This is a genomic window from Actinoplanes sp. CA-131856 (assembly GCF_050956135.1).
GTDB lineage: Bacteria > Actinomycetota > Actinomycetes > Mycobacteriales > Micromonosporaceae > Actinoplanes.
Window position 1 is genome coordinate 2,926,971 of the sequence record NZ_CP191849.1, and the last position, 17,530, is coordinate 2,944,500.

A 17,530-nucleotide genomic window follows, 5' to 3' on the forward strand; every position below is an offset into this window, starting at 1 on the left:
TGTGACAACGAACCGAGGTGAAGAGTCACCAGCATGCGGCCGCCCCGGAGATCCCAGCGACGGGAGAATCCCTAGGTCCGCGTCAGCCTGTCCCGGGTGATCGAAGCGATGTCCGGTGTGCCGGCCAGCGCCATCGTCAGGTCGAGCTCGGCCACGACGTTGCGGATGACGTCCTCGACGCCGCGGCGCCCGTCGAGGGCCAGCCCGTACATGTAAGGGCGGCCCAGCAGCACGGCGTCGGCACCCAGGTCGAGGGCGCGCCGGGCATCGTCGGGATGCAGGATTCCCTTGAGCACCACCGGCAGCCGGGTGCGGTCGCGCAGCGTGGCCAGATGATCCCAGCTCAGCCCGGGATTGGAGTAGATGTCGAGGAACGTCTCGACCGACGCCCGCGGCACCGGCGACCGGAGATTGGCCAGGAACCGCCCCGGATGGTGGCGCGACATGGCCAGCAGCGTCCGGATCGCGCCCAGCGTGACCTGCGGACGGGCCGCCGGGCGGCCGAGCCGCTCGGCCACGATCTGCCGGAAGCGCGGATCGGACGTGTACTGCGCGATGCCCAGCCCCCGGCTGAACGGCAGCGATCCGAGGTTGAGGTCCTGCGGCCGCCAGCCCAGCACTGTCGTGTCGAGCGTGACGACCAGCGCGCCCGCCCCGGCCGCCTCGGCCCGGGCGATGAGGCTGTCGACCAGCGCCTCGTCCTTGCTCCAGTAGAGCTGGAACCAGCGCGAGGCGTCGCCCATCGCGGACGCGCAGTCCTCCATCGGGGTGCAGCCCTGGTTGGAGAGGATGTACGTCGTCGCGGTGGCGGCCGCGGCCCGCGCGATGTGCAGATCGCTGTCGGCGCCCATGAGCGCGCCCGCTCCGACCGGCGCCAGCAGCACCGGGGTGGCGTGCCGGTGGCCGAGCAACTCGACGGAGAGGTCACGCTCCACGGCGCCGGAGGCCATCCGCGGGACGATCGCCCAGCGGTCGAACGCCTCCCGGTTGCGGCGCATGGTCCGGCCCTCACCGGCCCCGCCGGCGACGTACGCCCAGGCCGCAGCGCTGCTGGCCCGGCGAGCGCGGCGTTCGAGCTCGGCGAAATCGGTGGGCACGCGCGGGCGCCGGCCGAGGACCCCGGCCCGGTAGATGGTGTTCAGCCGGCTCAGCCCGGCGCCAGGAGTGGTGGACATGCCAGCATGCTAGGTGGATGGAGATCTCGATGCTGGAGCCCGATCCCGATGACGCGACTGCTGAGCGGCTGGCCCGGATCGTCAATGACGCCTACGCCGAAGGGGAGAAAGGGCTCTGGCGCGAGGGCACGCTCCGGACCTCGGCGACGGAGATGGCTGAGCTCGCCGGGAAGCTCGCGGTGGCGCGGCGAGGGGATCACGTTCTGGGTTCCGTACGGGTTCAGCTGCTCTCGCCCCGCGTCGGGCAACTCGGGATGCTGGCGGCGGACCCCGCCGAGCGTGGCAGCGGCGTAGGGCGCGAGCTGGTGCGGTTCGCCGAGGAACACGCGCGGGCGGCCGGGGCCTCGGTCATGCAGCTCGAGCTGCTCGTGCCGCTGGTGGGGGAGCATCCGGTCAAGGAGTTCCTGCGCGGGTGGTACACGCGGATCGGCTACCGGCAGGTCGGCACGGAGTCGCTGGCCGACGACTATCCCGAGCTGTCGCCGCTGCTGGCCGTGCCGTGTCATCTGCAGGTCTTCCACAAGGAGCTGTGATGAGTTCCCGCGCCCGCCGCCGTCATACCTACGACAGGACGTGATGAGGCGGAAGGATGACGTGATGAGTACGCGGACGCAGCTGAGCGAGCCGGCCTTCACCGGGCTGGCCGAGCGGCACCGGCGGGAACTGCACGTGCACTGCTACCGGATGCTCGGGTCGTACGAGGACGCCGAGGACACCGTGCAGGAGACCTTCCTGCGGGCCTGGCGGCGGCGGGAGACCTTCGAGGGCCGCTCCACGTTCCGGGCCTGGCTCTACCGGATCGCCACCAACGCCTGCCTCGACCTGCTGGCCAAGGTCCGCCCGGAGCCGGCGAGCGGCGGTGAGGTGCTGTGGTTGCAGCCCTATCCGGACCGGCTGCTCGACGAGCTGCCCACGGCCGACGCGGACGCGCCCGAGGCGCTGGCCGTGGCGCGGGAGACGGTCGAACTGGCGTACCTCATCGCCGTCCAGCATCTGGCCCCGCGCCCGCGGGCCGTACTGATCCTGCGGGACGTGCTCGGATGGCCGGCCAAGGACGTGGCCGAGCTTCTCGGCGACTCGGTCAACTCGGTCAACAGCGCGCTGCAACGGGCCCGGGCCGGCATGCGGGAGCATCTGCCGGCCGAGCGGCAGGACTGGACCGGCGGCGAGGACGACCCCGGGACGCTTGACCTCGTACGCCGGTACACCGAGGCCAGCGTGACCACCAACATCCCGGTGCTCGCCTCGATGGTGCGCGACGACGTGCGCAGCGCGATGCCGCCCACGCCCGGTCTCTATGTCGGCCGCGACACGGTGGTGAAGTACTGGATCGAGAGCGGCTTCGAGGGCATGACGGGTCTGCGGGCCGTGCCCACCTCGGCCAACCGGCAGCCGGCGATCGCCTACTACCACTGGCGCGAGGCCGAGGGCTTGTACCGGCCGCTGACCATGGACGTCCTGCGCGTCACGGGCGGGGCGATCACCGAGATCTACACGTTCCACGCCGACCGGTTCCCGCGGTTCGGCCTGCCCGAGAGCCTGCCCGCCGGCGGAACGGAGTGATGGCCATGGCCTTCGTCGCCGTGCTGGCCGCCGTGCTGGCCACCACCCTGACCGCCGCGCTGGCCCGCGCTCTCGGTGCCGACTTCGAGGTGCCGGACGGCGGCGAGACCGTCCCGCTGCCCGGGATCGCCGTGGTGACCGGCTTCTTCTCGCTCGTGGGGGTCGTCATCGCGACGGCGCTGCGCCGGTGGAGCGCCCGCCCCGCCGAGCGTTTCGTGTGGACGGCCGGGGCGCTGACCGCGATCTCGCTGATCCCGCCGTTCCTGTCCGGTGCGAACGCCGCCACTGCCGCCACGCTGGCCGGGCTTCATCTGGTGGCGGCGGCGGTGATGATTCCGGCTTTGACCGTACGCCTGATCAGGCGAGCCCCAGCGCGGCCAGTACCGGCGGGCTGAGCTCGACCGGGTTGTCGGCGGTGGGTACGAGCCGTCCGGGCGAGACCGTGTAGTAGCCCTGGGTCGTGTTCACCAGGTTCCACGAGGTGGCGTCGCGGGCCTGGAGCAGCAGGACGTAGTCGCCGCCGTCGTGGATGCCGTCGGCCTGCTCCGGCCCCGACGCCGAGAAGACGACCCGGATCGACGAGCCCACCGCCGGAGTGCCCGTGGCCACCTTGCCGACCGCAACGGTGGCCACGGTCTCGCCGGAGCTGCCCCGGGTCGAGGTGACGGTGCCCCGGACGATGGCTTCGGCGCTCTCCTCCAGCTCGGCCGTGGTGCTGTAGAAGGGCTGGTCCGCCGTGGACGATCCGGAGGGTGGCGCCGCTTCGCGGAGAACCACCGCCCCCACAACCCCGGCGGCCACGACGGCCACAGCCGCCCAAACCAGAACGGCCCGCGCCGTCCTGGGGGCCGGGTTCCGTGCCGGTGCCGGGGTCCGGCCGCCGCCCATCAGCTCGGCCAGCCGGGCTTCGGCCCGCGCGCCGTCCTCGGCGCGGTCGCCGGGCACCGGATTGGCCTCCCGCATCAGCCGCCTAACGCTGGGCATGACCGACCTCCGCTCCGTAGGACTTCTTGAACGCCTGCCGGGCCCGATGAAGCCGCACCCAGACGGCCGACGCGGACAGGCCGGTGAGCGCGGCGATCTCACCCGTCAGATCTTCAGCCTCGGCGTCGTCGTCGACCCGGCGCGCGACGAACCGCAGGACCCGCCCGTGGCTGGCCCGGTACAGGTCGGTGAACCTCTGCTCAGGTGGCGCGTCGCCCATCCGTCCCTCCTCGACCGTTTCATGTCGGCCGGAGCCCCAATCCTTACCGCCTTGTCGAAAGTCACGACGGTGGCGGCCGCCGGGCACACTACGGACATGGACATCGTGCTCGCGATCGCGTCAGTCGCGGTGATCGTCGTGATCGTCGTCGCCCTCGTGATCGGGGTGCGCCGGGGCTTCGACGAGGGCTATCGCCAGGGCATCGGCCCCACCCGCCGCCGCGGCCGGGGAGGGAACTCGCTGGGCGGCTCCCACCGATCCTCCGACGAGGGCAGCGTGACCGGCGGCGACAACAGCGGCGGCGGAAGCGGCGACTGACCTCTGATCAGCTCAGGCGCCGGCCTCCTGCTGACGCCGGTATTCGGCGTTCTGTTTCAGCGCTTCTTCGAGCTGGTCCTCGAGGATGATGATGCGGCAGGCGGCCTCGAGCGCGGTGCCCTGCTCGACCATCTCGCGGGCCCGCGCGGCCAGGCGCAGCTGATAGCGGGAGTACCGGCGGTGGCCACCGGCCGACCGCAGCGGGGTGATCAGTTTCGCCTCGCCGAGGCGGCGCAGGAAGTCCTGCGAGGCGCCGGTGATCTCCGCGGCGCGGCCCATCGTGTAGGCGGGGAAGTCCTCGTCGCCGAACATGTCGTCGGGTTGGGCCATAGACACCTCTACTCCATGACGAGGGCCCCGGCGTTGCGCCGGGGCCCAGGGTTACGGGTATGAACACTTGTCCGCACCTGTGCGGTGCGAGGATCGCATATGCGTGACCGAAGACCACCTCTCGTTCGATGGAAACTGCGGTGACCGCCCAGGGCGATCCAACGGCGTTCAGCCCTCCCTTTCCTCTGTTCCTCTGCAGTGCCTCTCGCCGGCACCGGAGCCCCACGCGAATCCTTGGCCCCAGCACGTGCGACGAGCTGTTCCGATGCGGCGTGGCCGCTTATGCCGAGCGAGCCCACGACATGGGTCCGGGCCCTGCTTGACGCTCGGTCATTTCGTCGGCGTCATCCTTGATCTCTTCGTTCGACTCCAAAAACGTTAGCCGAGACTGCCGAGAAAACCTAGTCGGCATGTCGTAGATTTTCTCGGCGTGTCGACGAGATGAGGAAGTCCTGACCGAGGTCGGTGGCGGTAGGCGATTCAGCGGCGCGGAGGAGCCAGATCGGCGTCGCGGCGACCGGCGGGCACTATCTGCGCGGGTTGATGCTGGACGGGCGGCGTACGCCGAACGCATGAGCGAGGCGCCGGAGAGCGTGGCGTGGGCGATCGATGACACAAGTGCGGCAACGCGTCGCCGCGTGTGGCCCGCCGATACACCGGCACCGCCGGGAAGGTGACGGACTGCCAGAGATCTGACTCACCTGCGCGGGCCTGGGCGATCCGCCGGTGGGCGGCGGGCTCGGGGCCGTTCGTATGATGGCGGGCATGACTGATCAAGCGACACCCGAGCAGCTTCGGCAGGAACTCCAGGACATCGACGCCGAGCTGGCTGAGCTTCGGCGGGTTGTCGGGGACGCGCAGGGGCGGCGGGGCGAGGACGGCGACAACTCCGAGGGCTTCCAGGAGCCGGAGGACATCGCGACCGAGCTGACCGGCATCAACGAGACCGAGGCCGTCATCGACGTGCTCCAGCAGCGCCGCGAGCGGGTCGAGGCCCGGCTCAAGGAGCTCGGCTAAAGGGTGAAGAGGGCGGCCGCGTTTCCGGAGGCGAAGCGCAGCCGGTCCTCGGCCGACGAGAAGCCGGCCAGGAACGTCTCGATGTCCGCGCGGGACGGCTGCTGGAACGGATAGTCGGTGGAGAAGAGCAGGCGGTCGGGGGTGGTGACCGCCTGAGCGTGCCGCAGCAGGGCCGGGTTGAGCATGCCGGACGCGGTGATGTGGAAGTTCGAGCGGACGTAGTCGGACACGCGGCGCGGCAGGCCGGCCACCCGGGCCAGGCTGTCGGCGCGGTCCAGCCAGAACAGCAGCATCTCGCCCCAGTGGCCGAGCACCACCTGCAGGCCGGGGTGACGGTCGAACGTGCCCCGCAGGATCAGGCGCAGGGCGGCCGTGGCGGCGTCGAGATGCCAGCCCCAGCCGAAGGTGGCCAGGGCCAGATCGACCTGCGGTCCGAAGCCACGGTACGACGCGTCGCGCACCGCCGGTGACGGCAGCTGCGGGTGCAGGAAGACCGGCTGGCGGAGCCGGGCCGCTGCGGCGAAGAAGTCGTCGTAGGCGGGATCGTCCAGGAGCAGGTCGCCGCTGCGCCCGTAGACCATCGTGCCGACGTGGCCGAGACCGGCCGCGCGTTCCAACTCGGCCGCGACCTCGCCGGGGGCCGACATGGGCAGCGAGGACAACGCCCGGAACCGGGACGGGTGGGCGGCGACGGCGGACGCGGCCAGGTCGTTGGCCGCGCGGCTCAGGCGTACGGCCGCATCGGGGTCCAGGGCTTGGGTTCCCGGCGGTGTCAAGGCGAGCACGGCGACGTCGATGCCCTGGGCGTCCATGGCGGCGATCCGGCCGGCCGACAGATCTTCGAGGCGTTCGCGATGGTCGCCGAGGTCGTTGAAGGCGAGGCTGTCGTCGCGGCCGGCCAGGGCGGCGGCGAGGTGCTGGGGCATCCAGTGTTCTTCGATGGCGATGAGAGTCACCGTTGAAGCATCGGTCGCGAACCGACCGCCGTCGGCACGGGACGTACGATTCCGTCATGATGGAGGCAGAGGACGTACGAATCCTTCGCGCTCTCCAGATCGATCCGCGTGTTTCCTTCGCCGCGGTGGGGACGGTGCTGGGACTCTCCGAGCTGACCGTCGCTCGCCGCTATCGCCGCATGCGCCAGGCCGGAAAGGTGCGGGTGGTCGGTGTGGTCGATCCGGGTGCGCTCGGGCACAGCCCATGGCTGGTACGGCTGAGCTGCCGGCCCGGCAGTGCCGGCGCCATCGCCGCGTCCCTGGCCGAGCGCGACGACGTCAGCTGGGTGGCCCTGACCGCGGCCGGGTCCGAGGTGACCTGTGCCGTCCACTCGCGCTCCCAGCAGGAGCGGGACGATCTCCTCGAGCGGCGCCTGCCCCGGGCCGCCGCCGTGCTCGGCGTGCGGGCGGCCGTGCAGCTGCGCAAATTCGTCGGCGGACGCGGGCACTACTGGACGGCGCTGTCCGGCGTGCTGACCGCCGAGCAGGAAGCCGCCCTGGGCCCGGAGCCGTTCACGGAACGGCCGATCGTCCGGGACGGCGCCGCCACGCTGACCGCCGACGAGGAGAGGCTGATCGCGGCCCTGGCCGGCGACGGGCGGGCCAGCCTGGTCGACCTCGCGGCCGCCACCGGGCTCACCTCGGGTCAGGTGTCGCGGCGCGTGCAGGGCCTGCTCGACGGCGGCGTGCTCTACTTCGACGTGGAGATCGCCCCGGCCGCGCTCGGCTACCGGGCGCGGGCCGGGCTCCATCTGCGCGTGCACCCGGCCCGTCTCACGGAGGTCGGGCGGGCCCTGGCCGTCATGCCCGAGGTGGCGTTCGCGGCCGCGACCTCCGGGCCGGACAATCTGCACGCCGTCGTGCACTGCCGCGACCTGGACGAGCTGTTCGAGCTCACCACCGGCCGGGTCGGCGTGCTTCCTGGCGTCGAAGGCCTGGAGGTCAGCCCGATCACGCGACAGGTGAAGCAGATCGTGGCCCGGGTCGACGGGGAGCGACTGGCCGTCACAGCCAGCCGGCCCGGCGGAGCAGGCGGTACAGGGCGGCCGAGCTGAGGAGCATGATCAGCATCAAGGTGGGGTAGCCGTAGCGCCACTGCAGCTCGGGCATGTGGGTGAAGTTCATGCCGTAGACCCCGGCTATCGCGGTCGGCAGCGCGGCGATGGCCGCCCATGAGGCGATCTTGCGCATGTCGTTGTTCTGGTCGACCGTCAGCTGGGTCAGGCGGGCCTGGAGCAGGGCATTGAGCACGTCGTCGAAGGCCATCACCTGTTCCACCGCCGCCGTGTGGTGGTCGGACACGTCGCTGAAATAGCGGCGGATCTCCTTGGGCAGGTCGGCGAACTGCTTGCCGGCCAGGGCGGCCAGCGGCCGCTGCAACGGCAGCACCGCCGACTTGAACTTCATCAGCTGGCGTTTGAGCTGGTAGATCTGCTCGACCGTGACCGGGGTGCGCGAGTCGAACACGGCCGCCTCGGTCAGGTCGATGTCGGTCTGCACGGCCGCCGCGATGTCGACGTAGCCGTCCACCAGCCGGTCGAGGATGGCGTGCACGACCGCCCACGGACCACCCTGTGACAGCGCACGAGGGTCGGCGCTCAGGTCGGCCCGCAGCGAGCTCAGCTCCATGACCCGGCCCTGCCGCACGGTGATGACGAAGTGCGGTCCGACGAACAGCCGCACGAAGCCCGTGCTGACGATCTCGCTGGTGGCCGTGATCCGCTCGTGCTCCACGTAGTGAGCGGCCCGGACGACCATGAACAGCACATCCTCGTACCGCTCGATCTTGACCCTCTGCTCCCGGTGCAGGATGTCCTCGACCGCCAGGGGATGGAGGCCGAACACCTCGGCCACCCGGGTCAGCGCGGCCTCGGTCGGCTCGTGCAGGCCGAGCCAGACGAACGCCCCCTCCTGCTCCCGCGCCCTCGCGTAGAGCCGGGCGAGGTCGGCCCGCGAGCCCGGATTTTCGACGGCCACACCGTCGACGAACAGGCTGCAACCGACGATCGCCGTATGGTCGGCCCGTCCTCGGGCCGCCGGTCGCGGCGGTTGCCATTGCCGGGCCTCCACGACGCCGAGCCTACTGCGATTTCGCGAGCAGGTCGTCCCGCACCTGGCGGCGCAGGACCTTGCCGATCTGGCTGCGGGGCAGCTCGTCCACCACCTCGACGCGGCGCGGCGCCTTGTAGCCGGCCAGCCGCTCGCGCGCCCACTTCAGCATGGCTTCCGGGTCCACGGTCGCGCCTTCGGCGGCGACGACAACGGCGACGACCTCTTCCCCCGTACGCTCCGACGGCAGCCCCACGACGGCCACATCCGCCACGCCGGGATGGTCGCGGACCACGTCCTCGACCTCCGACGGATAGACGTTGAAGCCGCCCGTGATGATCAGCTCCTTGACCCGGTCGACGATGGACAGAAAGCCGTCCTCGCTCATCACGGCCACGTCGCCGGTGCGGATCCACCCGTCCGGCAGCAGCACCGCCGCGGTCTCCTCGGGCCGGTTCCAATATCCGGAGAACACCTGCGGGCCCTTCAGCAGCAGCTCGCCCGGCTCGCCGGCCGGCATGTCGCGGGCCGGGTCGTCCCGGTCGGTGATCCGGACGTACGTCGACGGGTACGGAACACCGATCGAGCCGGCCCGCCGCCGCTCGGACATCGGGTTCCCTACCGTGATGGGCGAGGTCTCCGTCATGCCGTACCCCTCGATCAGAAGCCCTCCGGTCAGCGCCTCCCACGTCCGCACGGTCGTGGCCGGCAGCGGCATGGCCCCGCTGAAGGAAAACTTGATCGAGCTCAGGTCGGCGCCGCGTTCGCGCGCGGCCTCGCCCAGCCGGTCGTACATCGGCGGCACACCCGGGAAGAACGTCGGCGGGCGCCGCTTCACCGCGTCGAGCACCATGCCCACGTCGAAGCGCGGCACCAGGACGATCGTCGCCGCGATCCGCACGGCCGTGGTCAGGCACAGCGTCAGGCCGTACGCGTGGAAGAGCGGCAGAACCGCGTAGAAGGTCTCCCCGCCGTCGCGCAGGCCGGGCACCCAGACACGGCTCTGCTCGGCGTTGGCCACGAGGTTGCGGTGGCTGAGAATCGCGCCCTTGGGGGTGCCGCTGGTGCCGCCGGTGTATTGCAGCAGGGCGGTGTCGTCGACGCCGGGCCCGGGAATCGAGGCGTCGATCGGCGGCGCCTCGGCGATCAGCGTCTCCCACAGCAGGGTGCCGCCCGGCAGCGTCCCGCGCATCTCGTCCCGCATCTTGCGCGCGGCCGGCACGGGCAGCTTGAGCGCGAGCCGCTTGAGGAACGGCAGCGCGGCGGTCAGGTCGACGCCGATGATGGTGGTGATCGAGGTGCGTTCGGCCGTCGCGGCCACCGTGGCCGCGACCTTCTCCCAGCAGATGGCGACGGTGGCGCCGTGGTCGGCGAGCTGGTGGGCCAGTTCGTCGGCGGTGTAGAGCGGGTTGTGCTCGACGACGACCGCGCCGAGGCGCAGCACCGCGTAGAAGGCGACCACGTGCTGCGGGCAGTTGGGCAGGATCAGCGCCACCCGGTCCCCCGGGCCGACCCCGGTCAGCCGCAGCGCCTCGGCGGCCCGGGCGACCTGGTCGCCGAGCTGGGCGTACGTGGTGGTGGCGCCGAGGAAGTCGAGGGCGATCCGGTCCGGGAAGCGCTCGACGGCCCCGTCCAGGTTCGCCGTCAAGGCCCGCTGGGGCTCGGCGATGTCGGCCGGCACGCCGTCCGGATAGGCCGCCAGCCAGGGCCGCTCGTCCACCATCGGGTCTCCAAACCTACGGTTGCGTAACCTCATCGAGGCTACCCTCCGGCCCTTCACAAGATCATCTGGCCCGCGACCTTGACACCCGTCGATGGACGGCGTGAAGTGTTACCGGGAGGTAACGCCATGCTCGGTCACGCCGCTCTCGCCCTCGCCCTGCTGGTGCCCTTGGCGCCCTCGCCGCAGACGCCGGCGGCCACCTGCACCGCGCCGGCGCCGAGCACGACCCAGCCCGGCTATCTCGTGGCCGACCCCGACTGCGACCTCGACGGGACGCCGTTCACCGCGCTGCCCGGCGCCCGGGTCCGCACCGGCGTCACCGGCGGCGCCGCCTATCGCGTCGAGGTGCCACGCCAGTGGAACGGCGGGCTCGTCGTCTGGGCCCACGGCTACCGCGGGACCGGCACGACGGTGTACGTCAACGATCCCGACCTGCGCGAGCACTACGTGTCCCGCGGCTACGCGTGGGCGGCCTCCAGCTACGCCACCAACGGATACGACGTGGGCCAGGGCGTCCGCGACTCGGTCGCCCTGATCGACGTGTTCCGCCGGGTCACGGGCCACCGCCCCCGGCAGGTCATCATGTCCGGGGCGTCGATGGGCGGCCACATCACCGCGGTGGCGATCGAGGAACATCCGCGAGCCTTCGCCGGCGCCATGCCGTACTGCGGGGTCCTCGGCGACACCGCCCTCTACGACTACTTCCTCGACGCGAACGTCACGGCGGCCGCGATCACCGGCGTCGACATCGAGTTCCCGCTCCAGCCGCCCGCCGACTACCAGCAGGTGTGGCGCTCGCACGTGGGCCAGATCGTGCCGAAGCTGGGCCTGCCCACCGGCTCCACGCCGGCCGGCCGCGCCTGGTCGGCCGTCCTGGAACGTCGCAGCGGTGGGGACAGACCTGGCTTCGACGGCGCGTTCGCGTACTGGAACTCCGCCTCCTCCCTGCCGCCGCTGGCCGACCTGCCCTTCCTCTTCGGTCTTTACCCGGGCCTGCAGGGCGGCACGGGCGGCATCGCCCCCGGCAACGTCACCGACAACCGGCACACCTTCTACCGCACCACCGACCGCCTGTGGCCGACCGCCGGGGAGCTGCGCCTCAACCGCGACGTGCTCCGCGTCCGCCGCACCGCGTCCGCCGACCCCGGCCTGGCCGGCATTCCCAAAATCGACGGAAACCCCCGGATCCCGGTCCTGTCCCTGCACGACATCGGCGACCTTTTCGTGCCTTTCTCGATGGAGCAGGTGTACGCCTCCCGAGCGGCCCGCAACGGCAAATCGAAACTGTTCGTGTCCCGGGCCATCCGCGGCGTCGGCCACTGCGACTTCACCGCCCCCGAGCTGACACAGGGCTTCGACGACCTGACCACCTGGCTGCGCACCGGCCACCGCCCCGCCGGCGACGCCATCCTGAACCGCCGCGCCGTAGCCGCCCCCACCTTCGGCTGCCGCTGGACCCGCGGAACCCACACCGGCTTCGTGGCCCCGCCCTGCCCGTAGCCGCCGCGCTGCATCCACCCGGCCCGGCCGGACATCGCCATAACGCCGGGCCGCCACCGGCATCGGAATGGGCTTTGCTGACATCGCCGCTGCCGGCGCCACCGGCCCAGGGCCGCCGATGGGACGTGGGCAATGCTGAAAGCCCAGGGTCATCACCCTCGCTGAACTCGACGACGATATCGACTGGAACGCCCAGGTCGATGCGACAGGCGCGGCCCTTGTAGTGGTCGAGGCCGAGCCGGGCGGGCAGGTTCGACAGCCAATATTCGATGTCGCGTTCGGTCAGGGCTTGGCGGAACTGCCCGGCGTCGCCGTGTCGGCGACCAGAACCCCCGACCGCAGTCCCCGGCCGAGCATTTCGTCGATCATCGCCGGCGCCTCACCCGAAGATGGAGGCGGCCCACTCGGGGTGGTCGATGAACGGGTTTCGGTTGTGCTGATATGTGGTGTAGATGACCTGGTTGCGGTTGCGCTCGGCCGCGTCCGGCGGATCCTGGGTGTTCCACTGCAGCAGGGCCGAGAGCTTGCCCAAGCGTGGCGCGCTGCCGCCGCTCGTGGCGTTGTCGACCTCCAGGTCGGGCCAGGAGTCGTCGCCCTCGTAACGGACGGCCATGTAGAAGACCATGCGGGCCACGTCGCCCTTGACGGCGTTTCTCGGCTCCCAGGAGTCGGCGTCGGTGTAGTTGCCGGGGGCTCCGGTGGCCGCGCTGCCGCCGGTGTCGAAGTCTTTGTTGTCGCGCAGGGCGTTGACCGCCACGTCCTCGGGGCGCAGGTGGTGCAGGTCGGTGCCGGGGCCCGTGGCGGTGCCGAAGTCGCCGTGTGACTTCGCCCAGACGTGTTCGCGGTTCCAGTTGCCGGCGTTGCCGCCGTTGAGGGTCTTGGCGCGGCTGATCCCGGAGTAGAGCAGGATCACGTTGGCCGGGTTCGCCGGGTCCTGGTCGGTGACTTTCAGGGCGTTCCAGACCGCGTCGTACGACAGTTTGGTCGTCCCGCTCGAGATGATACCGTGCAGGGAGGACTTCAGCGCCGCACCCGATTTGCCGGCGGCGGCCGCGTAGTAATCATCCGCCGGCGGAGAAGAGGCCGTCATCGCGGTCGGCGACTTGAGGCCGGGGTGGGAGAAGTACGCGGTCAGCGTGCCGGTCACGGTGATCGCGGTCCGCATCAGGCCGGGGTTGGTCCGCAGGCCGAAGGCGCTCCGGTACGAGGTGGTGACCTGGACGTACAGCATCTTGGCGGTGTTCGTCTCTCCGCTGCTGTCGGCCAGGGCGAGCGCCGTGTCCCCGGTGAAGCCGCTCGTCCGTACGGTCGATGTGGCCGTCGGCTCGCCGACGATGTAGCCGCGGACCGTCCCGGTGCCGCTCTGGCCGCTGATCGCCTGGGCGACGGTCAGGGTGGTGGCCGACAGCGCGGCCGGCGCCCAGAGCAGGGTGATCACCAGGGCCAGCAGGGCCGTCACGAGGCGCGCCGTCCTGAACATGGGCACTCCGATCAGCAGCGGGTATCGATGCCGATCAGCATAAGGATCGCCTGTCGCCGGGTGGGCCATATCAGCTTCGCCATAATCCGGACATGACCGTAATTCGGGCAAAAAGACTAGCCGATCGACCGTGACCAGCGGCTTCTCCGAGGATCATGCTTCGGGTAAGAGGCAAAGGAGTCGGATCATGTTGCTCCAGGGAACGAAAGCGACCGAACGGCCGCAGCGCACCACCGGCGTCATCGTCACTCCGGTCGAGCCGGAGCGGACCCCGCCCGAGGCGATCGAACCGGAGGCGCCCCGCGTCTATCCGCCGCTCACCTGGCCCAAGCCCACCGTCGGCCAGGTGCTCGCCGAGGGGCTCGGCGGGATGAGCAAGGCCGTGCTGATCATGGTGATCTTCGGCGCCGTGCTCCTCGGCACGGCCATGGGCGTCGCGCTCGTGGTCTCCGGCGTCATCCACGGCCTGGGCTTCGATCCGTCCGGCGGCTATTAGCCACCACGCTCGACAGGGTGCGCATGGCCTCGTACAACCTGGCCTTGACCTCGGCCTGAGGCAGGCCCAGCGCCTCCGCCGCCTCCCGCGGCGTGCGGCGGCGGAAGTACGTCGCGACGAGGATCTCCCGGTGGGGCTCCGGGAGATCCCGCAACAGCGACTCCATGGGGGGCCGCCGGGTCGCGTCGGCCTTGGTGGTCGGCATGACGGGTACTCTGCTCAACCCCGGCGGCCGACTCCAGTGCGCAGATGCGGCGTAGTGGTCCCGTCACCCGCCGCAGGTACGCCGATATTTCAGCTCGGGGACGAAGCGGGCCCACTCGGCCGCGTTCAGGCCCCGCCCGACGGTCGCGCAGGCGACCTTGGCCGGGTCGGCCCGCAGCCCGTTGAGCTTGGCGTAGCTCCACAGCGTGACCGTCGCCGGCTCGCGGACGGACTGGCTCGTGATCGCCAGCGTGCGGCCGTCGCCCCCGAACGTCACCTCGCGCACCTCGGCGCCCTTCCTCGTGCGCACCGTGGCCAGCTGGATCGGCGCGGCCGGCACGGCGGTGTCCCACAGCGTCGCCGTATATCCGGCGTCGCCCGTGGCCAGGGTCCGCCCGTCGGGGCTGAAGGCCACGGAACGCACCCACCGGCCCTGGCTGGGCAGTGAGGCGAGCCGCTGCGGGCGGGACCGGTCGGCCACGTCCCACAGCAGCGTCGTGCGGTCGAAGCCGCCGCTGGCCAGGGTGCGCCCGTCGGGGGTGAAGGCGATCGACTCGACCGCGTCGCTGTGCCCGGTCAGCGTGGCCAGCCGGGCCCGGGTGGCCAGGTTCCACAGCGTGACCGCCGGGTCGTCGTCGCCGCCGGTGGCCAGGGCGCGCCCGTCGGGGCTGAAGGCCACGGCCGTGCCGAAGTTGCCGGTGAGCCGGGCCCGCAGCACCGGGCGGGTCCCCGAGACGTCCCACAGCATCATCGACGTGGAGTCGGCGACCACGGCCAGCGTGCGCCCGTCGGGGCTGAACGCCATCGCGTTGGTTCCCCGCACCTCGCCGGGCAGCGTGGTGAGCGTCGTGGTGCCCACCCGCAGCGTCCCGCTCCTGGAGGTGACGGTCGCGACCGTGCGGCGGTCGGGCCCGAAGGCCACCGACCGCACGGCCTCGTCGCGCAGGGTCCGGTCGGCGCCGCGGACCGGGCGGCTCGGGTTGGCCGTGTTCCACGTGCCGGCCGTGCCGTTCGAGCCGGCCGCGACCAGCGACCGCCCGTCCGGGCCGAAGACCGTGGCCTCGGCGTTCCCGCCCGGGACGGCCAGGGTGGCCAGCGAGCTGGGCGCGCCCGACGGCGTCACCTTCCACAGCGTGGTGGTGGCCGAGCCGTCGGCCGTGACCAGCGTGCCGGCGCCCGGGGCGAGCGACAGCGTGGTGATCGGGCCGTGTGCCTTCACGCTGGCGATGGCGCCGGGGCTCCGGGTGGCCGACTCGTCGTACAGCGCCGCCGTGCCGTTCTGGTCGCCGGCGGCCAGCAGGTTGCCGTCGCGGCTGTAGGCGAGCGAGGTGACCTGCCCGGACAGGCCGGTGCGGGAGTCGAACGGGTCGTCGTCCTCGTCCGGCATGTCCGGGAAGTCCGGGGGAGGGCCCCCGTCGGCCGGATCGTCGGCGGGATCGTCAGCCGGGTCGTCGTCCGCGGGCGGCGGGGCCGCCTGGACGGTCACCTTCGGGGTCCGGTTCTTCATGTTCCACAGCGCCACCGAGCCCTCGCTGAGGCCGACGGCCAAGGTGGACCCGTCCGGGCTGAACGCCATCGGCGACGCGCCGAAGCTGAGGAACCCGGGCCGGCTCTCCGGCGCGGCCGGGTCGCTCAGGTCGAAGACCGGCACGAACCGCGCCTTGTCCACGATCAGCAGGCGCCCGTTCGGGCTGAGCGCCAGGTGCAGCACCGGATAGGTGTCCCGGTCGGTCGGCTCGGACAGCAGCACGGGCTCGGCCCGGTCGGTGGTGTCCCAGACGGCCGTGCCGCCGGCGTTGTCACCCGTGACGACGATGTCGCCGCCGAACGCCACGGCGGTGACCGCGCGGCCGGTCGGCAGCGTGGCCAGCCGCGCCGGCTTGGATCGCTTGGTGACGTCCCACAGGACCGCCCGGCCCTGCGCGTTCACCACGGCCAGGGTGCGCCCGTCCGGGCTCAGGCCCAGGACGCGGCCGGTCGCGGTCTCCGGCAGCGTGGCGACGCGGGCCGGCCGGCGCGGGTCGGTCACGTTCCACAGCGCCACCCGGCCGTCGTTGCCGAGCGAAATCAGGATCCCGTCCGGTCCGTACGCCGAGGCCACCGACCCGCCGATCGCGCCCGCGTAGCTGGTCGCGGTGACGACACCGGTCAGCTGCCGGCGGGTCGCCGCGTCCGGGTTGAGCCGCTGGGCCGCCGCGCCCAGCATCAGGGCCGTCCGCGGATCGTCGACGATCGTCGTGGTGGCCTGGTTCATCAGCCGCCGGCTGACCGCGATGCGCTGCTGCTCCGCGGCCTTGGCCTGCTGCGCCTTGGCCTCGGTGGCCGCCTGCCGGGCCAGCCGCTGCTGCTCGGCCGCGATCGTCGCCTGCCGCTGGGCCTCCTCCTTGAGCCCGCGCGCCTCCAGCTGGAGCTGCTGCGCCAGCTCGGACGCCTGGGCGGCCAGCCGCTGCTGCTGTTCGGTGCGGACCGCCGCCTGGTCGGCCAGCTGCCGCTGGCGCCGGGCCAGGGCGGCGGCCTCGTCGGCCAGCGCCTGCTGCTCGGCGGCCATCCGCTCGGACGCCTCGGCGGCCGCGCTCGCCCGCGCCGCCCGGCCCTGCTGCTCCTGGGCCAGACCCTGCTGGCGCCGGGCCTCGGCCGCCGCCCGCTCGGCCAGGGTGCGCTGGTCGCCGGCCAGCTGCTGCTGCCGCAGCGACTCGGCCGCCGAGGCCCGCGCCCGCTCGCCGTTGCGCACCGCCGACAGCCCGGTCACCGAGGCCAGCACGGCCAGCACGACCAGTGTCACCGCGGCCCCGGAGAGCAGCCGCCGGGCCCGGCGGTGCTGCCGGACGTCCTCGCCCTCCAGCTCGTCCTTGCTCACGCCGTGCATCGGCGCGGCGAGCTGGGCGATCGCGTCGCGGAAGCGGGAGTGCCGCAGGCTCAGATGCTCGTTGCCGCGGGCCCACCGCAGGTCGAGGAAGAACGGCTCCTCACTGAAGACGCCCCGCAGCGCCGGCGGCACCGCCGTCGAGCCCTCGGTGAAGTCGCCGCGCGCCTCGTCCCACTCCCACTCGCCGTCGGTCACCACCGGCAGGATCCGGTCGGCCGACTTGGTGGCGATCCAGTGCTCGATCTCCTTGTTCACCCACGGCGACTGGGCCGCCTCGGGCGAGGCCATCAGCAGGAAGTGCTGCGAGCCGTCGAGGGCGGTCTGGATGGAGGACCACAGGCCGGGCGTCACGGCCAGGCCGGTCTGGTCCCGGAAGATCCACAGCGCGCGCCGCCGGTGCCAGGGCTTGGCCAGCCGGTGCAGGCCACGCTGCACAGCCGGAGCCAGCCGTCCGTCACCGGAATGGCTGTATGAGATGAACCCATCGAAGGTCATGCGGGGTCCTCCGGTGATCGGCACGTGCTGCGGCGACAGATTCTGCCTGGCACCGGCCCCATGAGCAAAGGCGGGAGGCCGTATCGTTCGGGATCCACCAGCGGGCGAGACGGAG

The 17,530-nt window shown here is 71.9% G+C and carries 18 protein-coding genes and 1 pseudogene; 9 read left to right on the forward strand and 10 right to left on the reverse strand.

Translation table 11 applies throughout. The features are described 5' to 3' along the window. Window positions 1–71: 71 nt before the first annotated feature. Window positions 72–1,175, reverse strand: coding sequence for an alpha-hydroxy-acid oxidizing protein (locus tag ACQP2X_RS13935; protein WP_498696977.1), 1,104 nt, complete (start codon window positions 1,173–1,175; stop codon window positions 72–74). Window positions 1,176–1,192: 17 nt separating this feature from the next. Here ACQP2X_RS13935 and ACQP2X_RS13940 point away from each other — a divergent pair, with 17 nt between their 5' ends. The 3 genes from ACQP2X_RS13940 to ACQP2X_RS13950 all read left to right on the forward strand — a co-directional run bounded on the left by ACQP2X_RS13940 (window position 1,193) and on the right by ACQP2X_RS13950 (window position 3,133). Continuing rightward, on the forward strand, window positions 1,193–1,708 hold the full coding sequence (locus ACQP2X_RS13940; protein WP_498696978.1) for a GNAT family N-acetyltransferase: 516 nt from the start codon (window positions 1,193–1,195) through the stop codon (window positions 1,706–1,708). A gap of 64 nt (window positions 1,709–1,772) precedes the next feature. Continuing rightward, complete coding sequence (locus ACQP2X_RS13945; protein ID WP_498696980.1) at window positions 1,773–2,738, forward strand: RNA polymerase subunit sigma-70; 966 nt, start codon at window positions 1,773–1,775, stop codon at window positions 2,736–2,738. 5 nt (window positions 2,739–2,743) lie between these two features. Beyond that, entirely contained in the window at window positions 2,744–3,133 is a 390-nt protein-coding gene (locus ACQP2X_RS13950) for a DUF6069 family protein (RefSeq protein WP_498696983.1), read from the forward strand. Here ACQP2X_RS13950 and ACQP2X_RS13955 read toward each other — a convergent pair. Both ACQP2X_RS13955 and ACQP2X_RS13960 read right to left on the reverse strand, forming a co-directional pair. Then, window positions 3,096–3,722 (reverse strand): hypothetical protein, encoded by a 627-nt coding sequence (locus ACQP2X_RS13955; protein ID WP_498696986.1) that lies wholly within the window; start codon window positions 3,720–3,722, stop codon window positions 3,096–3,098. The two genes, ACQP2X_RS13950 and ACQP2X_RS13955, sit on opposite strands and share 38 nt — an antisense overlap. Then, on the reverse strand, window positions 3,709–3,942 hold the full coding sequence (locus tag ACQP2X_RS13960) for a hypothetical protein (protein WP_498696988.1): 234 nt from the start codon (window positions 3,940–3,942) through the stop codon (window positions 3,709–3,711). Before ACQP2X_RS13960 ends, ACQP2X_RS13955 begins: the two co-directional genes overlap by 14 nt. A gap of 96 nt (window positions 3,943–4,038) precedes the next feature. Between ACQP2X_RS13960 and ACQP2X_RS13965 the strand changes: the two genes are divergently transcribed. Next, window positions 4,039–4,260 carry a hypothetical protein gene (locus ACQP2X_RS13965; protein WP_498696990.1) on the forward strand — a complete coding sequence of 74 codons (222 nt, stop codon included), beginning with the start codon at window positions 4,039–4,041 and terminating at the stop codon, window positions 4,258–4,260. Window positions 4,261–4,272: 12 nt separating this feature from the next. Here ACQP2X_RS13965 and ACQP2X_RS13970 read toward each other — a convergent pair whose 3' ends face one another. Continuing rightward, a complete protein-coding gene (locus ACQP2X_RS13970; RefSeq protein WP_498700935.1) occupies window positions 4,273–4,590 on the reverse strand; it encodes a helix-turn-helix domain-containing protein in 318 nt (105 codons plus the stop codon). Between the two features lie 465 nt (window positions 4,591–5,055). Between ACQP2X_RS13970 and ACQP2X_RS13975 the strand changes: the two are divergent. Next, window positions 5,056–5,278, forward strand: a pseudogene (locus tag ACQP2X_RS13975) (IS701 family transposase); the annotation flags it as partial. 77 nt (window positions 5,279–5,355) lie between these two features. After that, window positions 5,356–5,607: a hypothetical protein gene (locus ACQP2X_RS13980; RefSeq protein WP_498696991.1), complete on the forward strand. Its 252-nt coding sequence runs from the start codon at window positions 5,356–5,358 to the stop codon at window positions 5,605–5,607. Here the strand turns inward: ACQP2X_RS13980 and ACQP2X_RS13985 are convergent. Next, window positions 5,604–6,563, reverse strand: a complete 960-nt coding sequence (locus ACQP2X_RS13985; RefSeq protein WP_498696993.1) for an amidohydrolase family protein — start codon at window positions 6,561–6,563, stop codon at window positions 5,604–5,606. The two genes, ACQP2X_RS13980 and ACQP2X_RS13985, sit on opposite strands and share 4 nt — an antisense overlap. Before the next feature lie 56 nt (window positions 6,564–6,619). Here ACQP2X_RS13985 and ACQP2X_RS13990 point away from each other — a divergent pair, with 56 nt between their 5' ends. Further along, window positions 6,620–7,657, forward strand: coding sequence for an Lrp/AsnC family transcriptional regulator (locus ACQP2X_RS13990; RefSeq protein ID WP_498696995.1), 1,038 nt, complete (start codon window positions 6,620–6,622; stop codon window positions 7,655–7,657). On the opposite strand, the gene ACQP2X_RS13995 is transcribed toward ACQP2X_RS13990, so the two are convergent. Together ACQP2X_RS13995 and ACQP2X_RS14000 are read right to left on the reverse strand one after the other, a co-directional pair. After that, window positions 7,608–8,672: a magnesium and cobalt transport protein CorA gene (locus ACQP2X_RS13995; RefSeq protein WP_498696997.1), complete on the reverse strand. Its 1,065-nt coding sequence runs from the start codon at window positions 8,670–8,672 to the stop codon at window positions 7,608–7,610. The genes ACQP2X_RS13990 and ACQP2X_RS13995 overlap by 50 nt on opposite strands. 10 nt (window positions 8,673–8,682) lie before the next feature. After that, entirely contained in the window at window positions 8,683–10,374 is a 1,692-nt protein-coding gene (locus ACQP2X_RS14000; RefSeq protein WP_498696999.1) for a long-chain-fatty-acid--CoA ligase, read from the reverse strand. Window positions 10,375–10,500: 126 nt separating this feature from the next. Between ACQP2X_RS14000 and ACQP2X_RS14005 the strand changes: the two genes are divergently transcribed. After that, window positions 10,501–11,874 carry an alpha/beta hydrolase family protein gene (locus ACQP2X_RS14005; RefSeq protein WP_498697001.1) on the forward strand — a complete coding sequence of 458 codons (1,374 nt, stop codon included), beginning with the start codon at window positions 10,501–10,503 and terminating at the stop codon, window positions 11,872–11,874. Between the two features lie 379 nt (window positions 11,875–12,253). Here the strand turns inward: ACQP2X_RS14005 and ACQP2X_RS14010 are convergent, their stop codons facing one another. Beyond that, entirely contained in the window at window positions 12,254–13,354 is a 1,101-nt protein-coding gene (locus tag ACQP2X_RS14010) for an endonuclease (RefSeq protein WP_498697003.1), read from the reverse strand. Window positions 13,355–13,541: 187 nt separating this feature from the next. On the opposite strand from ACQP2X_RS14010, the gene ACQP2X_RS14015 reads away from it, so the two are divergent. Then, entirely contained in the window at window positions 13,542–13,850 is a 309-nt protein-coding gene (locus ACQP2X_RS14015) for a hypothetical protein (RefSeq protein WP_498697004.1), read from the forward strand. Here the strand turns inward: ACQP2X_RS14015 and ACQP2X_RS14020 are convergent. Then, window positions 13,810–14,055, reverse strand: coding sequence for a sigma factor-like helix-turn-helix DNA-binding protein (locus tag ACQP2X_RS14020; RefSeq protein WP_498697006.1), 246 nt, complete (start codon window positions 14,053–14,055; stop codon window positions 13,810–13,812). The two genes, ACQP2X_RS14015 and ACQP2X_RS14020, sit on opposite strands and share 41 nt — an antisense overlap. Before the next feature lie 63 nt (window positions 14,056–14,118). Then, window positions 14,119–17,415: a TIR domain-containing protein gene (locus tag ACQP2X_RS14025; protein ID WP_498697008.1), complete on the reverse strand. Its 3,297-nt coding sequence runs from the start codon at window positions 17,413–17,415 to the stop codon at window positions 14,119–14,121. Between the last annotated feature and the right edge of the window lie 115 nt (window positions 17,416–17,530).

Bases quoted from the DNA above. Each gene is read 5' to 3' on its own strand.
- ACQP2X_RS13935 (WP_498696977.1), bottom strand. From the start codon at position 1,175: ATGTCCACCACTCCTGGCGCCGGGCTGAGCCGGCTGAACACCATCTAC.
- ACQP2X_RS13940 (WP_498696978.1), top strand. From the start codon at position 1,193: ATGGAGATCTCGATGCTGGAGCCCGATCCCGATGACGCGACTGCTGAG.
- ACQP2X_RS13945 (WP_498696980.1), top strand. From the start codon at position 1,773: ATGAGTACGCGGACGCAGCTGAGCGAGCCGGCCTTCACCGGGCTGGCC.
- ACQP2X_RS13950 (WP_498696983.1), top strand. From the start codon at position 2,744: ATGGCCTTCGTCGCCGTGCTGGCCGCCGTGCTGGCCACCACCCTGACC.
- ACQP2X_RS13955 (WP_498696986.1), bottom strand. From the start codon at position 3,722: ATGCCCAGCGTTAGGCGGCTGATGCGGGAGGCCAATCCGGTGCCCGGC.
- ACQP2X_RS13960 (WP_498696988.1), bottom strand. From the start codon at position 3,942: ATGGGCGACGCGCCACCTGAGCAGAGGTTCACCGACCTGTACCGGGCC.
- ACQP2X_RS13965 (WP_498696990.1), top strand. From the start codon at position 4,039: ATGGACATCGTGCTCGCGATCGCGTCAGTCGCGGTGATCGTCGTGATC.
- ACQP2X_RS13970 (WP_498700935.1), bottom strand. From the start codon at position 4,590: ATGGCCCAACCCGACGACATGTTCGGCGACGAGGACTTCCCCGCCTAC.
- ACQP2X_RS13980 (WP_498696991.1), top strand. From the start codon at position 5,356: ATGACTGATCAAGCGACACCCGAGCAGCTTCGGCAGGAACTCCAGGAC.
- ACQP2X_RS13990 (WP_498696995.1), top strand. From the start codon at position 6,620: ATGATGGAGGCAGAGGACGTACGAATCCTTCGCGCTCTCCAGATCGAT.
- ACQP2X_RS14000 (WP_498696999.1), bottom strand. From the start codon at position 10,374: ATGGTGGACGAGCGGCCCTGGCTGGCGGCCTATCCGGACGGCGTGCCG.
- ACQP2X_RS14005 (WP_498697001.1), top strand. From the start codon at position 10,501: ATGCTCGGTCACGCCGCTCTCGCCCTCGCCCTGCTGGTGCCCTTGGCG.
- ACQP2X_RS14010 (WP_498697003.1), bottom strand. From the start codon at position 13,354: ATGTTCAGGACGGCGCGCCTCGTGACGGCCCTGCTGGCCCTGGTGATC.
- ACQP2X_RS14015 (WP_498697004.1), top strand. From the start codon at position 13,542: ATGTTGCTCCAGGGAACGAAAGCGACCGAACGGCCGCAGCGCACCACC.
- ACQP2X_RS14020 (WP_498697006.1), bottom strand. From the start codon at position 14,055: ATGCCGACCACCAAGGCCGACGCGACCCGGCGGCCCCCCATGGAGTCG.
- ACQP2X_RS14025 (WP_498697008.1), bottom strand. From the start codon at position 17,415: ATGACCTTCGATGGGTTCATCTCATACAGCCATTCCGGTGACGGACGG.